Consider the following 20016-nt stretch of genomic DNA (forward strand, 5'->3'; position numbering starts at 1 on the left):
TTAACCCGAATCGCCCAGGGGCTTCGTCTGAAGGGGGGAATGGATCATTTCTTTCCGAGGTCAGCCCCATGTCCCTTCCCGTGCATTTCCTTCGTCCGGCCGCCCAGGGTTTTGCCGCCGGCCTGTTGCTGGCAGTTGCCGGCTGTGGTGTGTCGTCCAAGCCCGAATCCGCTGCCGGCTCGTCAACCCAGGGAGCATTGCCGCAGTACGAGGTGCAGCATGCCGATGCCACCATGGCCAAGCGCGCTGTGCATCCCATGAGGTTGTCAGCGCCGATGCCGGCGCCCATTAGCTCACGGGATTCGCTGGTGGCCGGTTACCGCGACGAGCCCCGGGAGCAGTACCAGAAACTGCCGGACAACCCGATCCACAGCGTCGCCGAAGCACCGGTCTCGACCTTCAGCGCCGACGTCGATACGGGTGCCTATGCCAACGTCCGCCGCTTGCTCAACCAGGGCAGCCTGCCGCCGGAGGGCGCGGTGCGCCTGGAGGAACTGGTCAACTACTTCCCCTACGATTACGCCCTGCCCACGGACGGCTCGCCCTTTGGCGTGACCACCGAGCTGGCGCCGTCGCCGTGGAATCCCCATACCCGCCTGCTGCGCATCGGCATCAAGGCATCGGATCGCGCGGTGGCGGAGCTGGCCCCGGCCAACCTGGTGTTCCTGGTGGATGTCTCCGGCTCCATGGATCGCCGTGAAGGCCTGCCCCTGGTGAAAAGCACCCTCAAGCTGCTGGTGGATCAACTGCGGGACCAGGACCGGGTGTCGCTGGTGGTCTACGCCGGTGAATCACGGGTGGTGCTGGAGCCCACGTCCGGTCGTGACAAGGCGAAGATCCGCACTGCCATCGACCAGCTCACCGCGGGTGGTTCCACGGCGGGCGCCTCGGGTATCCAGCTGGCCTACCAGATGGCCCAGCAGGGTTTTATCGACAAGGGCATCAACCGCATCCTGCTGGCCACCGACGGCGACTTCAACGTCGGCGTCAGCGACTTCGACAGCCTCAAGGCCATGGCCGCCGAGAAGCGCAAGAGTGGTGTCTCCCTGACCACCCTGGGGTTCGGCGTGGACAACTACAACGAGCACCTGATGGAGCAACTGGCCGATGCCGGTGACGGCAACTACGCCTACATCGACAACCTGCGCGAAGCGCGCAAGGTGCTGGTGGACCAGCTCAGCTCGACCCTGGCGGTGGTGGCCAAGGACGTGAAGCTGCAAGTGGAGTTCAACCCGGCCCAGGTCAGCGAATACCGCCTGCTGGGTTATGAGAACCGTGCACTCAAGCGAGAAGACTTCAGCAATGACAAGGTCGACGCCGGGGAAATCGGTGCAGGGCATACGGTTACCGCGTTGTATGAAATTGTCCCGGCTGGCGAGAAGGGTTGGCTGGAGCCGCTGCGTTATGCCCAGGCCAAGGCGCCGCAACAGAGTGGCAAGCAGGGCGAGCTGGCCATGCTGCGGCTGCGCTACAAGGCGCCGGAAGGCGGCAGCAGCCGCCTGATCGAACGGCCCATCAGTGCCCAGCAGCCCGGCAGCCTGGCGGCGGCCAGCCCCGACCTGCGCTTCGCCGCAGCCGTGGCGGCGTTCTCCCAGCAGCTCAAGGACGGCCGCTACACCGGCAACTTCAGCCTGGCCGACACGGTCAAGCTGGCCCAGGGCGCCAAGGGTGCCGACCCTTACGGCCTGCGAGGCGAGTTCGTACAGCTGGTGGAGCTGGCGCAAAGCCTGCAAACTCAGGCGCCGAAAGCCCAGGCGGCGCAGCCCGTGGACTTGAGCCAAGTGCAGAGCCGCCTTGAGTAGACCTCAGACCCGCAGTGAACAGGAGTTCAACCGCCCTATGTCTGCTGCCCAATCCACCAGCGACGCCAGCAGCGATGAAACGCTGCTGGCGCGTTACCGTGCCGGAGACCCCGCGGCCTTCGAGGTGCTTTACCAGCGCCATCGCCAGGGCTTGTATCGCTTTGTGCTGAGCCTGTGTGGCAAGGCCGAGCTGGCGGATGAGGTCTACCAGGAAACCTGGCTCAGCCTGATCCGCAGCACCAGCCAGCCCCAGGGCCGGGCCAGCTTTCGGACCTGGCTGTACCAGATTGCCCGCAACCGCTTGATCGACCACTGGCGCAAGCACGGCCAGCGCAACCCGTTGCACGACAGCTATGACGAACAACTGCACGGTGAAGCCGACCAAGCCCCCGGCCCCGAACAGCAACTGAGCCTGTGCCGCGACCAGCAGCGTATCGAAGCCGCCCTGCAGGACCTGCCCGAAGACCAGCGCGAGGTGTTCTTGCTGCGGGCCCACGGCGACCTGGAACTGCCAGAAATCGCCAGCCTGACCCAGGCTCCCCTGGAAACGGTGAAAAGCCGTTTCCGCTATGCGTTGAAAAAATTGCGTCGGCTCCTGGCCGAGGAGGTACTCACATGACTGACGCCCGACAGACCCCTACCCCCGAAGAGCAGATGCTGGCGCATATCCGCCAACACAGTACCCAGGAACCACCGGCCCATCTGGATGCCCTGATCCTGGCCACTGCCCGCCGCGAAGCCCCGGCGCCCAAGCCCGGCTTCTGGCAACGCTGGATGCAGGCCTGCCTGCGGCCGCGTTATCAACTGGCTTTTGCCAGTCTGTTTGGCGTGGCGCTGGTCATCGGTTTGCTGCGGCCTTCCCCGGAGCACTATCCACAAGAGCAGGCCTTTGTCCCTGCGCCCGCTCCAGCCCCAGCTGCGCCCATGGTACGCCAGGCGGCGCCACGTTCCGCCGAGTTGGCCGGGGCCTTGAGCGTCCCTGAGCCGGCTGCCCCTTCGCCCATCGCTCCGGCGGCCCCTGTCGGCAGTTTTGCCGCGGCGCCGGAGATGGAAGCGTCCGCTGATGCAGCGCCACCTGCGATGGCCAAGCCCAGGGCCGAGTCGAGCAAGCTGGCCAAGCGCATGTCGGCGCCGGCCGCGCCCCGGGCGATCAAGCGATTGAATGAGCAACTGCAGACAGTGCTGCGTCTATGGGACGAGGGTCAGAACCGCGCGGCGGCCGAGTTGCTGCTCCAGCTGCAGGAAACTTATCCACAGGAGGATCTGGACGCGCGCCTGCAAGCCTTGCGTCGTCAATAAGGTGCGGGGGTTGGCTGTCGCAGCGGAAAACGCGCACTATCTGCCCAGTTTCCAGAAAGTGAGAGGCCGGTCATGGCACCCCGCATCGACCGTATTGCTGCAATGTTGAACTGCCCGATCAAGGGCGCGGAGCTGCGCCAGGCCATCAAGGAAAGCCGCAAGGACTTTGGCCTTGAAGAGGGCGAGGACCTCGATCAGCAGGCCGACGACGAAGACGATCAGGCGGACCCGCACTCCGACGCCGTCGAGGAGGAGTGACCCTGGCAGCCCCAGCGCTCAGGCGTAGGGGGTGGCGGGCAACTCGATGAACTCGGCGCAGGCACCGTCCGCGGTCATGCGCCGGGCCCGTTCCGGCAGCAGCCGGGCGTGGTTTTCCACTTGCCAGCGATACCAGCTCAGGCGCTGCACGATCCGCCGCCGGCAGGGTTCCGGCAATTGCCCCAGCAGGTCGACACTCTCGGGCGCCCAGCGGGCTCGGGTCGAGTAGTAGCAGAACAGGTTTTCCCGCAGGCCGAAACAGTCCTCAATGCTTTCCTCGACGCTGTATGCGTAGCGCTCGAAGCTGGCGCTCAGTTGCTGTGCGCCGTCGGCGTTGTCCCGCAGGTAGGCGAAGATCCCCGGCCAATTGATGCAGTACAGGTGCTCGTCCCAATCGCCGTCCCGGGTCAGGTATTGGCCCTGGCCGCGAAAGAACTGCAGCACTTCCTCGCGCTCCAGAGCCACTTCAAAGTTGCTTTTCATCGGGTGTTCCCTTGACGTCGGCGATGCTCACAGATAACGCCACGCATTCGATCACGCAATCGAAGCCGATTTCCAGGCGCAGGTGATAACCGGGGCCCAGGCGAGTGAGCTGGGTGCGCATGCGCCCGTCGAAGCGCGTGCCGCTGACCGCCAGTTCGCTGATGCCCTGGACCTTGAGCACGAAACTGCAGTGGGTCGCCGCCTCGATCACCGGCCAGCTGGCAGGCACAGACAAGCGCGGCAGTTCACCGCTCAGGTGCAGGCTCAGTTGCTCGCCCTGGAACTGCGGGCCCTGGGTCTCCAGGTCATAGGGCGTGGCGGTCACATCGAACTCGGCCCGCCAGGCTTCAGGGTTGTCGATGCCGAACAGCCAATCCCCGCCGAAACGCTCACGGTGCGGGATTGCCCGGCACTCTGCCAGCGAAGGCAATTGCGCGCGGACCAGGTCTTCCTGCCAGCGCTCCCGTGCCGCGTTCAGCAGGCGCTGGAAAAGGTCCCGGCTGTTGTCGATCACCCCTGGCCAGTTGCTGGGCCACTGATCGTATTCGTAGTCGTCCTCGATGGGCTCCCAGATCTGTTCGAAGTCGTAGTCCGGGTCATCCAGGGCCGCTTGCAGCACCTCCACCAGCCGCTGTCGATGCCGGAAATTTTCCCGGGAACCGTGGCGCATCAGGCCGTAGTGGCGGACCAGGTATTCGCGGTCGTCCGGGTCATTGGGGTTGTAGCGGTTCAGTTCGGCATCCAGGGCCGGGGGCATGTCATAGCCCATGAACCAGGTGACCCAGTCGCGTATCTGGGGCTCGAAGGGTTGATTGTGCAGGGGATGGCGCAGCATCGGGACCTCCTGTCCGGGGGCGGCGAATGTAGCAAGTTGCGCCTCGCCAGGACAGCCCGGGGCCGTCATGTGTGCGGGGTGCCGTCCGGGCATCGCGCCGTTTTGCATCGCGGATCAACAAAAAAGCCCCAGGCCGTAAGACCTGGGGCTTTTTCGCTGAAGATGGCGCACTCGGCGGGATTCGAACCCACGACCCCTGCCTTCGGAGGGCAGTACTCTATCCAGCTGAGCTACGAGTGCAGTGCGGGCGACATCATACCTATGTCGACTCGGGGCGTCCACGCCGGTTTTCATCGGCTGGTGCTTGTCCGTCGCAACCCCCGGAAACCCGGGCCGTAGTGGCAGTTTTTCCTGCTGAAGCTTCCTCGTACCTGCGCGCAACCTGCAGCCAGAACCGTGCAATCACGGGGCACAGGGAGGTGCAGGAGATGAACTGTTCCATGCCGGGCGGTCTGCAAGCGGGCCTGTCGGACCAACTGTTCGAAGCCAGCTGGAGGGCGGTATTGCCCGGTTTGCAGCGCCGCGCCCGGCAGTTGGCGCGGGGCAACGCCGATGGTGCCCAAGAGTGGCTGGCGGCCACGGCGATCAAGGCGCTGCTGTTCTTTCGCCGCTCGCCGGAGCGGATTCGCGACCCCCAGGGCTTTCTGTTCCTGGTGCTCGATCATGTGTTTGTCGACAGCTGCCGCCGGCAGGCCCGGGAGCAGCGCCTGTTTGTGGATTTCGCCGGGCTTGAGGATGACCCGCTGCAGCAGCTGGAGGCCCCGCAGATGTCGGTGCTCGACCAGGTGGAGTTGCTGGAAACCCTGGCCCTGCTCAGTCGACGGGTGGCGCAACTGCCGCCGAAGAAGCGCCGCCTCTTTGAACTAAAGTTTGTCGACGACCTGCCCTATCCCCACATCGCCGCCGAGCTGGGCATGAACCAGCCCTTGGCGCGCAAGTATGTGCAGCTGTTGCGGGCGCAGTTGCGTTGATGCGGCCTGAGGTTTCACAGCCGGCTCGCTCGGGCGTTCCTGTTCAGTGAGCCTGTTTTCGATGCTGTAGCCGGTGCCGCCGCCTTCTGCGGTGGGCCATTCCATCTAAGGAGAGATGTATGCCCGATCCAATGGTCAACTCGCAGATCACCGATGCCGTCACCCAGACCAACGTCAAGGTCGTGGCCGAGGCTCCGGCCCAGGCCATCGCCTCGCTGTACCAGGTGGCCAGCCACTCGGCCGGCCTGTCGCTGCAGAACGCGGTCAACAGCCAGCAGGCGCTCAACCAGATCTCCAATGCGGTGGTGTCCAAGGCCGTGGCGCTGATCATGGCGATTGGCGAGTAGGGCTGACCGCCCGGGAGAATCGTCATGGCCTGGTTCAAGAAGAAAACCCCACCCGCAGCCGCGGCCGATGAAAGCGCCGGCGCGGCGGCCGACCCTGGCGCCGCTGCAGTAGCCGCCGAGCCTGAGGCACCCTCGGCGATGGCCGGTGACGCCGCCTCGACAGCCAGCGCGCCGGCGCCCGATCCTGCGCCATCGCCTGCAGGCCCGGCGCAGCCCTCGATGATGCAGACGATGAACGCGCACCTGCTCAAGCAGGCCGGCACGCCCAGCAGCGACAGCACCGATGCCCTGAACAGCCAGATTGTCCAGGCGGTGCAGTTCAGCAATGCCCAGACCTTCAGCTATGCCCCGGCGCAGATCGCAGCAGCGCCGGACATGATGATCAGCCAGGCCGCCGGCCTGGTGGCGCAGTCGGCGGCGGGGTATTTCGACGGGGTCAGCAAGCTGGCCCTGGCGGCCCAGGCGGTGCTGCTCAAGCAGATGACCGAGAACATCGTCAAAGAGAACGTCAAGGGGGCTGCCGAGGATGCCCTGGGCGCGTTGGTCACCGATCTGCTGGTGGGCGCGGCGGCAGCGGTGGCGGCGGCTGCCGGGGCCATGGAGGCCGACGCGGCCGGCGTGGCCATCGACAAGATCGACCAGAGCATCGCCAAGTACAGCAGCACCCTGGCCAATCGCACACCGTCCTCCTGAGCAAGCGCCCCGGGCGCGCCAGGTGCCCGGGGCCTGCACGGCCAGGAGCATGACCGCGACACAGGCTTTCCCCCTGGCGTTGAAGTTCGACGGACCCGGTGCCCAGCCCTTCAACGTCATTCATTGAGTAAGGAGCATGCAATGGCGAATGAAGAGCAGACCCCGATGGCGACGATATTCGGCTTTGCCGAGAAGTATCTGAAACGCCCCTTGACCCAGGTCGAGCGCCAGGTACTGGAGGCATTTGCCCAGGACAAGCCGCTGGACATGTCCAGGGCCGCGCAACAGAGCGTCGATCAGGCGCGGCAGCGGGCCACGGAGCTGATGCAGTCCGATGGGCTGCGCACCCGGCAGATCATCGATCAACTGGCCGGTTCCGCCGCCGCGGGCAAGGCCGATCCCCAGGCGCGGGAGCTGGTGCTGCGCCAATTGCTGGCGGCCGCCGAGTCCGAGGAGCCGCTGTCGGTATCGCCCCCCGGGGCCGGCCTGGTGACGACCGCCGCCGCTGCAGCCGCCGCGGCGGCGCTGGCGCCGGCACTGTCCCCGGCCAGCTTCCCGGCGGACGATCCGCAGCTCAAGGCAATGATCAGCGCCCTGGTCCAGCAGGAGGTGAAAGCCGCGGTCGAGGCGCGGATGGCCGGGCTGTCGCAGAAAGTCGAAGACACCCTCCAGCAACTGACCGCCGGCAGTGGGCAATAAGGGCCCCCTGAAATAACCGCAAGGCCGTTCAAGCCCCGCTTCACAGCATCAGGGCTGCCACGTTCACTCAATGACACGGAATGCTCCGTGTGCCTAACAAAGGAAGTTGAGCCATGCCACTTGTAAACGAACAAATCACCGATGCCGTCACCCAGACCAACGTCAAGGTCGTCGCCGAAGCGCCGGCCATGGCGATGGGCACCATCTACCAATCCATGGCCCAGGCCACCGCGATCCTGTTCCAGAACTCGGTCTCGGCGCAGCAGCAGCAAAACACCCTGGCCCAGGCGGCCACCAACCAGGGCGTGATGCAGATCTACAGCGTCGACACCACCGCCGGGGCGGCGGCCACCGAAAAAGTCGCCCAGGGCGGGGTCTCCGACAACCTCACCAGCCTGTTGACGGTTCTCAAGTCCTTTCAGAGCTGATGGCTGAAAGCCTGATTTTCCGTTGAACCTACCTGCTGAAAAAATGGAGTTTTTATGAGCACAGTCAGTCCGCAAATCACCGATGCCGTCACCCAGACCAACGTCAAGGTCGTCGCCGAAGCGCCAGCCATGTCGATGGGCACCATCTACCAGTCCATGGGCCAGTCCGTGGCCATCCTGTTCCAGAACTCGGTTTCGGCGCAGCAGCAGCAAAACACCCTGGCCCAGGCGGCCACCAACCAGGGCGTGATGCAGATCTACAGCGTCGACACCACCGCCGGTGCGTCGGCCACCGAGAAAGTCGCCCAGGGAGGTGTGGCCGACAACCTCACCAGCCTGTTGACGGTGCTCAAGTCGTTCAGTAGCTGACCGTTCCCCAGGCGCCATGCCAGCGCCCCCGCCGCCTGCCATAGGCTGCGGGGGCGTTGTCTTTTGCCCGGCGGCATGGGAGGTTGAAGCGGATTTTTTACCGCTAGGCGCCTTTACGTTCTTTTTTTCGAACAGCCTATTGTCCTTTACCCCCGTTGACCCTAGGATTCGTTTGAGATTTCAAACGCTCTTGCCTGGGTGCCCAAACGCACGTCTATTCTTGTGTGCGACTTTTTCGTGCTTTTACCCAGTGAACGATTTTCCTGACGGCAGCCTGGCCACGGGCTGGTGACAGCGCCCCGGCGCTCTCCTCCTGACCTGGCGCCTTTCTACAATCACAATTCGCCCCGCGTATGCGCGGTGCTGTTAAGGAAGCCGACATGCAGCTCAAAGACGCCCAGTTGTTCCGCCAACAAGCCTTCATCGATGGAGCTTGGGTCGACGCGGACAACGGCCAGACGATCAAGGTCAACAACCCCGCTACCGGTGAAATCCTCGGTACCGTGCCAAAGATGGGCGCTGCCGAAACCCGCCGCGCCATCGAGGCCGCCGACAAGGCCCTGCCGGCCTGGCGTGCCCTGACCGCCAAGGAGCGCGCCACCAAGCTGCGCCGCTGGTATGAATTGCTGATCGAGAACCAGGACGACCTGGGTCGCCTGATGACCCTGGAGCAGGGTAAGCCGCTGGCCGAAGCCAAGGGCGAAATCGCCTACGCCGCCTCCTTCATCGAATGGTTCGCCGAAGAAGCCAAGCGCATCTACGGCGACGTGATTCCCGGCCACCAGCCCGACAAGCGCCTGATCGTGATCAAGCAGCCGATCGGCGTGACCGCGGCCATCACCCCGTGGAACTTCCCGGCGGCGATGATCACCCGTAAAGCCGGCCCGGCCCTGGCCGCCGGTTGCACCATGGTCATCAAGCCCGCTTCGCAAACCCCGTTCTCGGCCCTGGCCCTGGTGGAACTGGCGCACCGTGCCGGCATCCCGAAAGGCGTGCTGAGTGTGGTCACCGGCAGCGCCGGCGACATCGGCGGCGAGCTCACCAGCAACCCGATCGTGCGCAAGCTGTCGTTCACCGGCTCCACCGAGATCGGTCGCCAGCTGATGGCCGAATGCGCCAAGGACATCAAGAAAGTCTCCCTGGAGCTGGGCGGCAACGCGCCGTTCATCGTGTTCGACGACGCGGACCTGGATAAGGCCGTCGAAGGCGCGATCATCTCCAAGTACCGCAACAACGGCCAGACCTGCGTCTGCGCCAACCGCCTGTACATCCAGGATTCGGTCTATGACGCCTTCGCCGAGAAATTGAAGGCAGCAGTGGCCAAGCTGAAGATCGGCAACGGCCTGGAAGAAGGCACCACCACTGGCCCGCTGATCGACGAAAAAGCCGTGGCCAAGGTCCAGGAACACATCGCCGACGCCCTGAAAAAAGGCGCGACCCTGCTGGCCGGCGGCAAGTCCATGGAAGGCAACTTCTTCGAGCCGACCATCCTGGTCAACGTGCCCAAGGATGCAGCCGTGGCCAAGGAAGAAACCTTTGGCCCACTGGCGCCGCTGTTCCGCTTCAAAGACGAAGCCGAAGTCATCGCCATGTCCAACGACACCGAATTCGGCCTGGCCTCGTACTTCTATGCCCGCGACCTGGGCCGTGTGTTCCGTGTGGCCGAGGCCCTGGAATACGGCATGGTCGGGGTCAACACCGGCCTGATCTCCAACGAAGTGGCGCCGTTCGGCGGCATCAAGGCCTCGGGCCTGGGCCGTGAAGGTTCCAAGTACGGGATCGAGGATTACCTGGAAATCAAATACCTCTGCCTGGGTATCTGATCCGGTTTCAAGCGCCGGGGGCACGAGAGCGCTGTCCCCCTGCGCAGCTTTAAAAAACGCACTTTTCAAGGTGGCCCGGGACCGCTCCGACAGTCGATCATCGCATGCTGTCGCAGGCGCTTCCCCGCCCCGCAACCCTTGAATCACACCGCTGCCGCAGCGGTGAATGAGGACACTATGAGCAAGACCAACGCATCTTTGATGAAACGCCGTGAAGCCGCTGTACCGCGCGGTGTTGGCCAGATTCACCCGATCTTCGCCGACAGCGCGAAGAACGCCACCGTCACCGACGTTGAAGGCCGCGAGTTCATCGACTTCGCCGGCGGTATCGCGGTACTGAACACCGGTCACGTGCACCCGAAGATCATCGCCGCGGTGACCGAGCAACTGAACAAGCTGACCCACACCTGCTTCCAGGTCCTGGCCTACGAGCCTTACGTGGAGCTGTGCGAGAAAATCAACGCCAAGGTGCCAGGTGATTTCGCCAAGAAAACCCTGCTGGTGACCACCGGTTCCGAAGCCGTAGAGAACGCCGTGAAGATCGCCCGTGCCGCCACTGGCCGCGCCGGCGTGATCGCCTTCACCGGCGCCTACCACGGCCGCACCATGATGACCCTGGGCCTGACCGGCAAGGTCGTGCCTTACTCGGCCGGCATGGGCCTGATGCCAGGCGGCATCTTCCGCGCGCTGTACCCGAATGAACTGCACGGCGTGAGCATCGACGACTCCATCGCCAGCATCGAGCGCATCTTCAAGAACGACGCCGAGCCTCGTGATATCGCCGCGATCATCATCGAGCCGGTGCAGGGCGAAGGCGGCTTCTACGTCGCGCCCAAAGAGTTCATGAAGCGCCTGCGCGCCCTGTGCGACCAGCACGGCATCCTGCTGATCGCTGACGAAGTGCAGACCGGCGCTGGCCGTACCGGCACCTTCTTCGCCATGGAACAGATGGGCGTTACCGCCGACCTGACCACCTTCGCCAAGTCCATCGCCGGCGGCTTCCCGCTGGCCGGTGTCTGCGGCAAGGCCGAGTACATGGACGCCATCGCTCCAGGCGGCCTGGGCGGCACCTACGCCGGTAGCCCGATCGCCTGTGCGGCGGCCCTGGCGGTGATGGAAGTGTTCGAGGAAGAGCACCTGCTGGATCGCTGCAAGGCTGTTGGCGAGCGCCTGGTGACCGGCCTCAAGGCCATCCAGGCCAAGTACCCGGTGATCGGTGAAGTGCGTGCCCTGGGCGCGATGATCGCGGTGGAGCTGTTCGAAAACGGCGACAGCCACAAGCCGAACGCCGCTGCCGTGGCCCAGGTCGTGGCCAAGGCTCGCGACAAGGGGCTGATCCTGCTGTCCTGCGGCACCTACGGCAACGTTCTGCGGGTTCTGGTACCGCTGACCTCGCCGGATGCCCAGCTGGACAAAGGCCTGGCCATCATCGAAGAGTGCTTCGCTGAACTCTGATGACGCTGTGACCTGATCGACAGAAAAACCCGCTTCGGCGGGTTTTTTTTCGCCCTCAGGCGGCTCCAGGGGGATTTGCGTTGTATGGAAGCCCGCGCATTGACTAAGGTGCAAGGGATTGCCTAGGGAGCGTGCTGCATGACCGCTGTTGATTTACCCGCTGTACCTCGCGTGCTGATTGCCGAGGCTGATCCCTGGTCTCGTGATTTGCTCAAGCAAGTGCTGTTGAACGTGCGCTGTGATGCGCGTCTGGACTTGTGTGCCGACGGTCAGGAGGCCATGGACCTGCTGAGCGCCAAACCCTATGACCTGATCATTGCCGATTGGGAGCTGCCGGGCATCGATGGCCTGTCGCTGCTGCGCGCGGTGCGCCAGCGCAAGCGCAACCCGGTGCAGCCGTTCATCCTGCTGAGCGTGCGCAGCGACAGCGCCAGCGTGCGCGAGGCCTTGCCCCTGGCGCCCACTGCCTACCTGACCAAGCCCCTGAACATGGAAGGGCTGACCCAGCGCCTGCAGGGCCTGCTGCTGGACGCCGGCCAGGAAGTCTCCTGCGAGGTGCCGGCCCTGGCGCCGGGCATGACCCTGTGGCCCTTTCTCGAACGCCGGCGCGATGTGGCCGACGGCGCGCCGCTGCTCACCGATGTGCAACTGGCGGTCAAGCGCAGCCTCAACCCCGAAGGCCTGGATCTCAAGGTGCTGGAGGAAGAGATCCGCACCGATCCCCAGGTCACCGCGGTGCTGATCGCTGCAGCCAACAGCGCCGCGCAGCACCATGGCGACGGCGTGCAGACCCTGTCCCAGGCCCTGCATCGGCTGGGCACCGGGCAGAGCATGAACCTGATCCTCGGCCTGACCCTCAAGCGCAGCGCGCGCCTGAGCGATCCGGCCCTGGCCGACTATGCCGAGCGCTATTGGGAGCTGTCCCTGCATACCGCGGAATACGGCCGGACCCTGGCGCGCCTGCTGGACCTGGACCAGGAGCGCTGCTACTGCGCCGGGCTACTGCATCGCCTGGGCGACCTGGCGCTGCTGCGTTGCCTGCAGGAGTGGAAACAGGCCGGCGGCGAACTGGACGACCAGGAAGAAATCGGCGATGCCCTGGAGCGCTTTGGCGCGGCCTACGGCTCGGCGCTGCGGACCCGCTGGCGCATGCCCCTGGAACTGCGGGAACTGATTGCCTCGATCTACCAGTTGGGCGGTGGGGTGTATTCCCGCGAGGCACTGGTGATGAACCTGGCGGCGCAGCTGGCGCGGCTGACCGAGCACGAAGGGGTGGAAGAGATCGCGCGCTGCAAGACCGCGCGGCTGCTGAAGGTCGGGCTGCCGGAACTGACCCGTCTGCGCAAGGGCTGAACCACTGTAGGAGCCGGCTGGCCGGCGAAGAGGCCTTCGAGTCTTGTGCAAGCCTTGCGGGCGCCTTCGCGGGCCAGCCAGCTCCTACGGGCGAGTGGTCGCGGGTTTATCCGGTGATGATGCGGTTCTTGCCCTGGCGCTTGGCTTCGTACATGGCGCTGTCGGCGCGGGCGAACAGGTTGTCCAGGCTTTCGTCTTCCGCCAGCAGGCCGGTCAGGCCCTGGCTCACGGTGATGGTGAACGTCTGGCCCTGGTGGCTGAAATTCTGGCGCTGGATCTCCCGTTGCAGGCGCTCGGCCACCTGGCGCGCCATGTCCGCGGTGCAGCCGGGAAAAACCGCGGCGAACTCCTCGCCACCGATCCGCCCGAACAGGTCGCCGCGACGCAGGGCCGCGCGCCCGCTTTCGGCGATGCGCTGCAGGACGATGTCGCCTTCGGGGTGGCCGTAGGTGTCGTTGATCACTTTGAAGTCATCGATATCCAGCAGCAGGAAGGCCAGGGACGAACCTTGCAGGCGCGCCTGCTCGAACTCGCGGTTGGCGCATTCGAAGAAGTGCCGACGGTTGCTGCTCTGGGTCAGCACGTCGGTGGTGGCCAGGCGTTGCAACTCGGTTTCCAGCTGCTTCTTTTCGGTGATGTCTTCGGCGATGCCGACCACGATCAGGCGTTGCCCGGGCTCGGCATTGCGGTTGATGAAGCATTTGTCGCTGAGCCAGCGCACCTGGCCCTGGGCATCGATGATGCGGTATTCGCGATCTTCCACCGCGCCCTTTTCCAGGACCTGGGCCAGGCTGCGCTCGGCGTACTCCAGGTCATCGGGGTAGATGCTGTCGCGCCATTGATTGCAGTCCGCCAGGAGCAGGCCTGCGGGGCGACCGAAGATCCGTTCATAGGCCGGGCTGACGTACAGCACCTGGCGGCTGTCCCAGTCGAAGGCCCAGAGCACCGCGTTGACACTGACCAGCAGCGAGCTGAACAGCTGCTCGCGTTCGGTCAGGCGGGCCACTTCGCCCTGTGCATGCATCAGGGCCATCAGGGTTTGCGCGGCTTCGGGCCACTGTGGAAGCGCAGAGGGAGTGTGTGGGTTCTTGTTGACCATCGGCACAGATCTCAAAGGGCGTGCCGCGCGCCGTTAGGCAGCGGCTACAACCAAGCCCGCCTGGGTGGCGAAGTGTTGTTTGAGATAGGGGATCGGGCGCTAAGTTCCCGGCCGCTACAGCGATAGCGCGAGCGCCCGCCAGACGGTCGAGAGGGGCCTGCAAGGCTTGATTTCAGAAGGGCAGCCCCTCGCCACGGGAGTGGCGAGGGGCTGGGGTCAGGCGGTGGTGGGGCGCAGGGAATAGGTCTTGAGCTGATGGGCGAAATCACGCAGGGACTGAATGCCGCTGGCCTCGGCCTCGTGTACCCAATCCTTGATGGCCGCGAGCATGTCGTGGCCGTTGGAGCTGGTCTTGACCCAGATCTGCTGCAGGGCCAGACGCTTCTCGTAGATCACCTTCAAGGCCTGGCTGTGCTCCAGCATGCTCTGGATGCGCAGGTGGTGGCGGTCTTCCAGCAGGCTGGTTTCCCGGGACAGCAGGCGCTTGGCGCGGTGGAACTGGTGGCGCACCGAATGATCGACCTTGGCCAGTTCCTGTTTCACCAGCGGGCCGATCACCAGCTTGCGGTACTGGGCCATGATCTGGAACCGGTTGTTGAGGATGGCCATGGCGGTGTCCATGTCCAGGTGGCCCTTGCCTTCGACTCGGTGGGCGATGGGCGCCACGCGCTGGACCCTGGCCAGACGCAGGAAGCTGAAGACCTTGATCCAGGCCCAGCCCAGGTCGAACTCCCACTTCTTCACCGAGAGCTTGGCCGAGTTGGGGTAGGTGTGGTGGTTGTTGTGCAGCTCTTCGCCGCCGACGATGATGCCCCAGGGCACCAGGTTGGTGGCGGCGTCGCGGCATTCGAAGTTGCGGTAGCCCACCGCATGCCCCAGGCCATTGATGACCCCGGCGGCCCAGAACGGAATCCACATCATCTGGATGGCCCAGATGGTGATGCCGATGGTGCCGAACAGCAGCAGGTCGATGGCTGCCATCAGCGCCACGCCGCCCAGCTTGTAGCGGCTGTAGAGGTTGCGTTCGATCCAGTCTTCCGGGCAGTTCTTGCCGTAGATGCGCAGGGTCTCCGGGTTCTTCGCCTCTTCGCGATACAGCTCGGCGCCCTTGCGCAGCACGGTGGACAGGCCCTTGACCACCGGGCTGTGGGGGTCGTCGGCGGTTTCGCACTTGGCGTGGTGCTTGCGGTGGATGGCGGTCCACTCGCGGGTGTTCTGCGCCGTGGTCAGCCACAGCCAGAAGCGGAAGAAATGTTTCAGGCCGGCGTTGAGTTCCAGGGAACGGTGCGCGGAATAGCGATGCAGATAGACCGTGACCGCGACAATGGTCACGTGGGTCATCAACAGGGTGACTGCCACCAGTTGCCAGGCGGACAAGCCAAGTAAACCTTCGTACCACATAGGCGATAAGGCCCTCGATAAAGAAAAAAACAGCCCAGGCATTATCACTAAGCCCACTGAGAAAACCAGTCGCCCTTTCAGATAAGAGTGGCGGAATGTTTCTTCCTCTATAATCCCAAACTTTTCGTGTGGAAATAGACGGACTTATGTCGGTTTCTTATCGCAATGGTTTGCGTGCCGCGCTGCTCTATCTGCTGTTGTCGCTGGTCTGGTTGCAGTTCAGTGGTTACTTATTGAGCAGTTTCTTCGATGAGTTTTCCGATCGGGCCCATTGGCAACTGGTTGGCGGCTATGCCTGGGCGGTGGTCAGCGCGGTGCTGATCTTCTTCGCCCGGGCCCGTCTGCTGCGGGTGTTGGGGGCCGATCGCTGGCTGCGCCACCAGCAGAAGGACCGCGAGCGCCTGCGCCAGGCGGCGGCGGTGTTCGACTGCACCCGCGAAGGGGTGCTGGTGAGCGATACCCAGGGGCAGATCGTCCACGTCAACCGCGCCTTCATCGAAATCACCGGCTACCAGCGCGAAGAGGTGCTGGGCCGCCAGCCGAGCCTGTTCAAGTCCGGGCATCATTCGGCGCAGTTCTATCAATCGATGTTCGACTCGTTGCAGAAGACCGATGAGTGGAGCGGCGAAATCTGGAATCGGCGCAAGAGCGGCGAGATCTACCCGCAATGGCAGACCATCCGCGCGATCCGCGATGAGCAGGGCGAGCTGACTCATTACGTTGCGGTATTTTCCGACATCAGCGCGATCAAGGATTCCGAGCACGAGCTGGCTCACCTGGCCCATCACGATCCGCTGACCGACCTGCCCAACCGCCTGCTGTTCACCGACCGTGCCGAACAGGCCCTGGCTTCGGCGCAGATCCACAAGCGCGGCTGCGCCATGCTGATGATCGATCTGGACCACTTCAAGATGATCAACGACAGCCTGGGGCACAACGTCGGCGACCAACTGCTCAAGGCGGTGGCCGAGCGCCTGGGCGGGATGTTCGGCCCGGGCATCACCCTGGCGCGCCTGGGCGGCGACGAGTTCGCGGTGCTGGCCGAAAGCTGCCCGCAGCTGGTGCAGGCGGCGGCCCTGGCCCAGCGCATCATCGACGGCCTCAAGGAGCCCTTCCAGCTCGGCGAGCAGCAGGTGGTGATCAACGCCAGTATCGGTATCAGCCTGTTTCCCAGCGACGCGTTGAGTGCCAGCCAACTGCTGCGCAACGCCGATGCGGCGCTGTTCAAGGCCAAAAGCGCCGGGCGCAACGGTTACGCCCTGTACACCGAGGAGCTCACCGCCCATGCCCAGCAGCGGGTGGAAATCGCCTTCGAGCTGCGCCGCGCCCTGGACCAGCAGGAACTGCGGGTCTATTACCAGCCGGTGCACGACCTCAAGACCAGCCGCCTGGTAGGCGTCGAGGCCCTGGTGCGCTGGGAGCATCCCGAGCGCGGGCTGGTGTCGCCGGCGGAGTTCATACCGATTGCCGAGCGCACCGGGATGATCGCCGAGATCGATGCCTGGGTCATGCAGCAGGCTTGCCGGCAGATGTGCCAGTGGCAGGCCGATGGCGTGGTGCTGTCGTTTATCGCGGTGAATGTCTCGACCCGCCTGTTCGCCCGCAGCGAGCTGTACCAGCAGGTGGCCCAGGTGCTGCACGAGACCGGGCTGGATCCGGCCTACCTGGAGCTGGAAGTCACCGAAAGCGCGGTGATGGACGATCCCGAAGTGGCCCTGGAGCAGATGCACCGTTTGCGCGAGCTGGGTATTCGCCTGGCCATCGACGACTTCGGCACGGGCTACTCCTCCCTGCTGCGGCTCAAGCGCCTGCCGGTGCAGAAGCTCAAGATCGACCAGGGTTTTGTCGCCGGCCTGCCGTTCGACGAGGACGATGCAGCGATATCCCGGGTCATCATTGCCCTGGCCCAGAGCATGGGCATGCAGGTGCATGCCGAGGGTATCGAGCAGGTGGAACAGGCGCGTTTCCTTCTGGAGCACGCCTGCGACCTGGGCCAGGGCTACTGGTTCGGCCGGCCGATGCCGGCGGCGCAACTGGTCTGGAGCAACGCCCCGCAGATCCGTTGATCCCTGTAGCCGCTGGCGCAGGCTGCGAACGGTTTGGGCGGCATACCGACGTGGCAGGCGCGGTGTTGAGGTTTGGCGCAAGGGCGCCAGGCAAGGCCCTGGGGGCCTTTGCGCAACCTCGCTGAAGCTCGGCAGCGGCTACAGGGTTGGGGCTAAGCTGCTGTCAGCTCGAATAATTTCTTCTGGTTATATAAACATTCTTAAATAGTATTTTTAAGAATATCCGGCCCTATCTAGTATTGCTCCCACGCCGCAAGCAGTGCCGCCACTGCCAGGCACATCCCACTCAGGAGCAACACCATGAGCGCATCTCTACGTAGCGTTGACGGCCAGGACGAAGCAACCATCTTGCGGGAAATTCAAAGCGCACTGCGCGACCTGCGCTTCGGTGCGGTGGAAATCACCGTGCACAACGCCCAGGTCGTGCAGATCGAACGCAAGGAAAAATTCCGTCTGCAGCAGCCCGGCCACAAACCGAGTTGAAAGTACCTCGCTGAACACCGCGTCACCCTCTCGCGAACGAGAGGCCCGACTGGTCAACCGGAGGGCGTCATCCATGACCCCCTGCACGAATCCCAGCGTTCCTTTTCGAATGCGGGCTGAAATCGCCATAAGAAAAATGCCAGCACCTTAAAAAATTTCAGGAGCTTCACCATGTCGTCGATTCGCCGTTATGCCCTGGCCGCCCTCGCCAGCGCCGTTTTCGCCGGTTCCGCCGTTGCCAAGGACTATGAGCTGCTCAATGTGTCCTATGACCCGACCCGTGAGCTGTACCAGGATTACAACGCCGAGTTCGTGAACTTCTGGAAGAAGGACCACCCGGGCGACAACGTGAAGATCCAGCAATCCCACGGTGGCTCGGGCAAGCAGGGCCGGGCGGTGATCGACGGCCTGCGCGCCGACGTGGTGACCCTGGCCCTGGCCGGTGACATCGACGAAATCGCCAAGCTCGGCAAGACCCTGCCGGCGGACTGGCAGAAACGCCTGCCCGATGCCAGTACCCCCTACACCTCGACCATCGTGTTCCTGGTGCGCAAGGGCAACCCCAAGGGCATCAAGGATTGGGGCGACCTGATCAAGAAAGACGTCTCGGTGATCACCCCGAACCCGAAAACCTCCGGTGGTGCACGCTGGAACTTCCTCGCCGCCTGGGCCTACGGCCTGAAGGCCGGTGGCAGTGAGGCCAAAGCTCAGGAATACGTGAAGGAGCTGTTCAAGCACGTACCGGTACTGGACACCGGGGCCCGCGGCTCGACCATCACCTTCGTCAACAACGGTCAGGGCGACGTGCTGCTGGCCTGGGAAAACGAAGCTTTCCTGGCCCTCAAGGAAGACGGCGGCGCCGACAAGTTCGATATCGTCGTACCTTCGCTGTCGATCCTCGCCGAGCCGCCAGTGGCGGTGGTGGACAAGAACGCCGAGAAGAAAGGCAACACCCAGATCGCCGAGGCCTACCTCAAGCACCTGTACAGCCCGGCCGGCCAGGAAATTGCCGCGAAGAACTTCTACCGCCCACGGGACAAGGACATCGCCGCCAAATATGCCCAGCAGTTCCCGAAACTGGACCTGGTAACTATCGACAAGGACTTCGGCGGCTGGAAAACTGCCCAACCGAAATTCTTCAATGACGGTGGCGTGTTCGACCAGATCTACACGGCGCAATAACCCTGTTGTAGGGGCTGGCTTGCCAGCGAAGGCGCCCCTGAGGGCAATGCACGACTTGCGGGCCCTTTCGCCGGCAAGCCGGCTCCTACCAGGCAGAGCCCGCATTGAGTTGCGGGTTTTGCGTATCCGTTCCGTTAACCAAGGACTCTTATGTCGCGTCGTATCTCCCCCGTCATACCCGGCTTCGGGCTGACGCTGGGCTACACCTTGGTGTACCTCAGCCTGATTGTGCTCATCCCCCTGGCGGCGATGTTCGTGCATGCCGCGCAACTTACCTGGGAACAGTTCTGGGCGATCATTTCGGCGCCACGGGTGCTCGCCGCGCTCAAGCTGAGCTTCGGTACCGCGTTGTATGCGGCCATCATCAACGGCGTCATCGGCACCCTGCTGGCCTGGGTCCTGGTGCGCTACAGCTTCCCCGGGCGCAAGATCATCGATGCCATGATCGACCTGCCATTCGCCCTGCCCACCGCCGTGGCGGGCATTGCCCTGACTGCGCTCTACGCGCCCACCGGCCTGGTGGGGCAGTTCGCCACCGACCTGGGTTTCAAGATCGCCTACACCCCCCTGGGCATCACCCTGGCACTGACCTTCGTCACCCTGCCATTCGTGGTGCGCACGGTGCAGCCGGTGCTGGCGGACATCCCCCGTGAAGTGGAAGAAGCCGCCGCCTGCCTGGGTGCCAAGCCGTGGCAGGTGTTCCGCCATATCCTGGTACCGGCCCTGCTGCCGGCCTGGCTCACCGGTTTTGCCCTGGCCTTTGCCCGCGGCGTGGGCGAGTACGGTTCGGTGATCTTCATCGCCGGCAACATGCCGATGAAGACCGAGATCCTGCCCCTGCTGATCATGGTCAAGCTCGACCAGTACGATTACACCGGCGCCACTTCCATCGGCGTGCTGATGCTGGTGGTTTCCTTCATTCTGCTGCTGCTGATCAACCTGCTGCAGCGGCGCATCGAACGACCTTAAG

Annotated in this window: 21 protein-coding genes and 1 tRNA gene; 17 read left to right on the plus strand and 5 right to left on the minus strand. The window is 64.1% G+C overall.

The genetic code is table 11. From position 1 onward, the window contains the following. The first annotated feature begins 68 nt into the window (after positions 1 to 68). From PFLCHA0_RS00890 to PFLCHA0_RS00905, 4 genes are all read left to right on the plus strand, one after another. Positions 69 to 1802 carry a vWA domain-containing protein gene (locus PFLCHA0_RS00890; protein ID WP_015633702.1) on the plus strand — a complete coding sequence of 578 codons (1734 nt, stop codon included), beginning with the start codon at positions 69 to 71 and terminating at the stop codon, positions 1800 to 1802. A gap of 37 nt (positions 1803 to 1839) precedes the next feature. After that, complete coding sequence (locus tag PFLCHA0_RS00895; protein WP_011058554.1) at positions 1840 to 2421, plus strand: RNA polymerase sigma factor; 582 nt, start codon at positions 1840 to 1842, stop codon at positions 2419 to 2421. Continuing rightward, positions 2418 to 3101: a hypothetical protein gene (locus tag PFLCHA0_RS00900; RefSeq protein ID WP_015633703.1), complete on the plus strand. Its 684-nt coding sequence runs from the start codon at positions 2418 to 2420 to the stop codon at positions 3099 to 3101. The genes PFLCHA0_RS00895 and PFLCHA0_RS00900 overlap by 4 nt, the downstream gene beginning before the upstream one ends. A gap of 72 nt (positions 3102 to 3173) precedes the next feature. Then, positions 3174 to 3359 carry a hypothetical protein gene (locus PFLCHA0_RS00905; RefSeq protein WP_015633704.1) on the plus strand — a complete coding sequence of 62 codons (186 nt, stop codon included), beginning with the start codon at positions 3174 to 3176 and terminating at the stop codon, positions 3357 to 3359. Positions 3360 to 3377: 18 nt separating this feature from the next. Here the strand turns inward: PFLCHA0_RS00905 and PFLCHA0_RS00910 are convergent, their stop codons facing one another. The 3 genes from PFLCHA0_RS00910 to PFLCHA0_RS00920 form a co-directional block, all read right to left on the minus strand. Then, on the minus strand, positions 3378 to 3842 hold the full coding sequence (locus PFLCHA0_RS00910; protein ID WP_011058557.1) for a hypothetical protein: 465 nt from the start codon (positions 3840 to 3842) through the stop codon (positions 3378 to 3380). Beyond that, on the minus strand, positions 3826 to 4677 hold the full coding sequence (locus PFLCHA0_RS00915) for a hypothetical protein (RefSeq protein WP_015633705.1): 852 nt from the start codon (positions 4675 to 4677) through the stop codon (positions 3826 to 3828). Before PFLCHA0_RS00915 ends, PFLCHA0_RS00910 begins: the two co-directional genes overlap by 17 nt. A 163-nt stretch (positions 4678 to 4840) precedes the next feature. Continuing rightward, a tRNA-Arg gene (locus PFLCHA0_RS00920) sits at positions 4841 to 4917 on the minus strand. Between the two features lie 188 nt (positions 4918 to 5105). Between PFLCHA0_RS00920 and PFLCHA0_RS00925 the strand changes: the two genes are divergently transcribed. The 9 genes from PFLCHA0_RS00925 (at position 5106) to PFLCHA0_RS00965 (ending at position 12815) form a co-directional block, all read left to right on the plus strand. Continuing rightward, a complete protein-coding gene (locus tag PFLCHA0_RS00925; RefSeq protein ID WP_015633706.1) occupies positions 5106 to 5648 on the plus strand; it encodes an RNA polymerase sigma factor in 543 nt (180 codons plus the stop codon). Between the two features lie 119 nt (positions 5649 to 5767). Next, positions 5768 to 5995, plus strand: coding sequence for a RebB family R body protein (locus PFLCHA0_RS00930; RefSeq protein ID WP_011058560.1), 228 nt, complete (start codon positions 5768 to 5770; stop codon positions 5993 to 5995). 24 nt (positions 5996 to 6019) lie between these two features. Next, complete coding sequence (locus tag PFLCHA0_RS00935; RefSeq protein WP_011058561.1) at positions 6020 to 6688, plus strand: hypothetical protein; 669 nt, start codon at positions 6020 to 6022, stop codon at positions 6686 to 6688. A 141-nt stretch (positions 6689 to 6829) separates the two neighbouring features. After that, positions 6830 to 7387, plus strand: a complete 558-nt coding sequence (locus PFLCHA0_RS00940; RefSeq protein WP_015633707.1) for a hypothetical protein — start codon at positions 6830 to 6832, stop codon at positions 7385 to 7387. A 113-nt stretch (positions 7388 to 7500) separates the two neighbouring features. Continuing rightward, on the plus strand, positions 7501 to 7815 hold the full coding sequence (locus tag PFLCHA0_RS00945) for a RebB family R body protein (protein WP_011058563.1): 315 nt from the start codon (positions 7501 to 7503) through the stop codon (positions 7813 to 7815). 54 nt (positions 7816 to 7869) lie between these two features. Then, positions 7870 to 8184 (plus strand): RebB family R body protein, encoded by a 315-nt coding sequence (locus PFLCHA0_RS00950; protein ID WP_011058564.1) that lies wholly within the window; start codon positions 7870 to 7872, stop codon positions 8182 to 8184. Positions 8185 to 8564: 380 nt separating this feature from the next. After that, the gene (gene gabD, locus PFLCHA0_RS00955) at positions 8565 to 10007 is read left to right on the plus strand and encodes an NADP-dependent succinate-semialdehyde dehydrogenase (protein WP_011058565.1); all 1443 of its coding nucleotides are present in this window, start codon (positions 8565 to 8567) and stop codon (positions 10005 to 10007) included. Between the two features lie 177 nt (positions 10008 to 10184). Beyond that, on the plus strand, positions 10185 to 11462 hold the full coding sequence (gabT, locus tag PFLCHA0_RS00960) for a 4-aminobutyrate--2-oxoglutarate transaminase (protein WP_011058566.1): 1278 nt from the start codon (positions 10185 to 10187) through the stop codon (positions 11460 to 11462). Positions 11463 to 11600: 138 nt separating this feature from the next. After that, complete coding sequence (locus PFLCHA0_RS00965) at positions 11601 to 12815, plus strand: response regulator (protein WP_011058567.1); 1215 nt, start codon at positions 11601 to 11603, stop codon at positions 12813 to 12815. 106 nt (positions 12816 to 12921) lie between these two features. Here PFLCHA0_RS00965 and PFLCHA0_RS00970 read toward each other — a convergent pair whose 3' ends face one another. Next, positions 12922 to 13914 carry a GGDEF domain-containing protein gene (locus PFLCHA0_RS00970; RefSeq protein ID WP_011058568.1) on the minus strand — a complete coding sequence of 331 codons (993 nt, stop codon included), beginning with the start codon at positions 13912 to 13914 and terminating at the stop codon, positions 12922 to 12924. 216 nt (positions 13915 to 14130) lie between these two features. Next, positions 14131 to 15315, minus strand: a complete 1185-nt coding sequence (gene desA, locus PFLCHA0_RS00975; RefSeq protein ID WP_011058569.1) for a delta-9 fatty acid desaturase DesA — start codon at positions 15313 to 15315, stop codon at positions 14131 to 14133. Positions 15316 to 15461: 146 nt separating this feature from the next. Between desA and dibA the strand changes: the two genes are divergently transcribed. The 4 genes from dibA to cysT all read left to right on the plus strand — a co-directional run bounded on the left by dibA (position 15462) and on the right by cysT (position 20015). Continuing rightward, positions 15462 to 17381: a phosphodiesterase DibA gene (gene dibA, locus PFLCHA0_RS00980; RefSeq protein ID WP_011058570.1), complete on the plus strand. Its 1920-nt coding sequence runs from the start codon at positions 15462 to 15464 to the stop codon at positions 17379 to 17381. Between the two features lie 300 nt (positions 17382 to 17681). After that, complete coding sequence (oscA, locus tag PFLCHA0_RS00985; RefSeq protein WP_011058571.1) at positions 17682 to 17864, plus strand: sulfur starvation response protein OscA; 183 nt, start codon at positions 17682 to 17684, stop codon at positions 17862 to 17864. A gap of 171 nt (positions 17865 to 18035) precedes the next feature. Further along, positions 18036 to 19046, plus strand: a complete 1011-nt coding sequence (locus tag PFLCHA0_RS00990) for a sulfate ABC transporter substrate-binding protein (RefSeq protein WP_011058572.1) — start codon at positions 18036 to 18038, stop codon at positions 19044 to 19046. Between the two features lie 150 nt (positions 19047 to 19196). Then, a complete protein-coding gene (gene cysT / locus PFLCHA0_RS00995; RefSeq protein WP_011058573.1) occupies positions 19197 to 20015 on the plus strand; it encodes a sulfate ABC transporter permease subunit CysT in 819 nt (272 codons plus the stop codon). Position 20016: the final 1 nt, after the last annotated feature.

Source organism: Pseudomonas protegens CHA0, assembly GCF_000397205.1.
In the GTDB taxonomy this organism is placed as follows: Bacteria; Pseudomonadota; Gammaproteobacteria; order Pseudomonadales; family Pseudomonadaceae; genus Aquipseudomonas; species Aquipseudomonas protegens.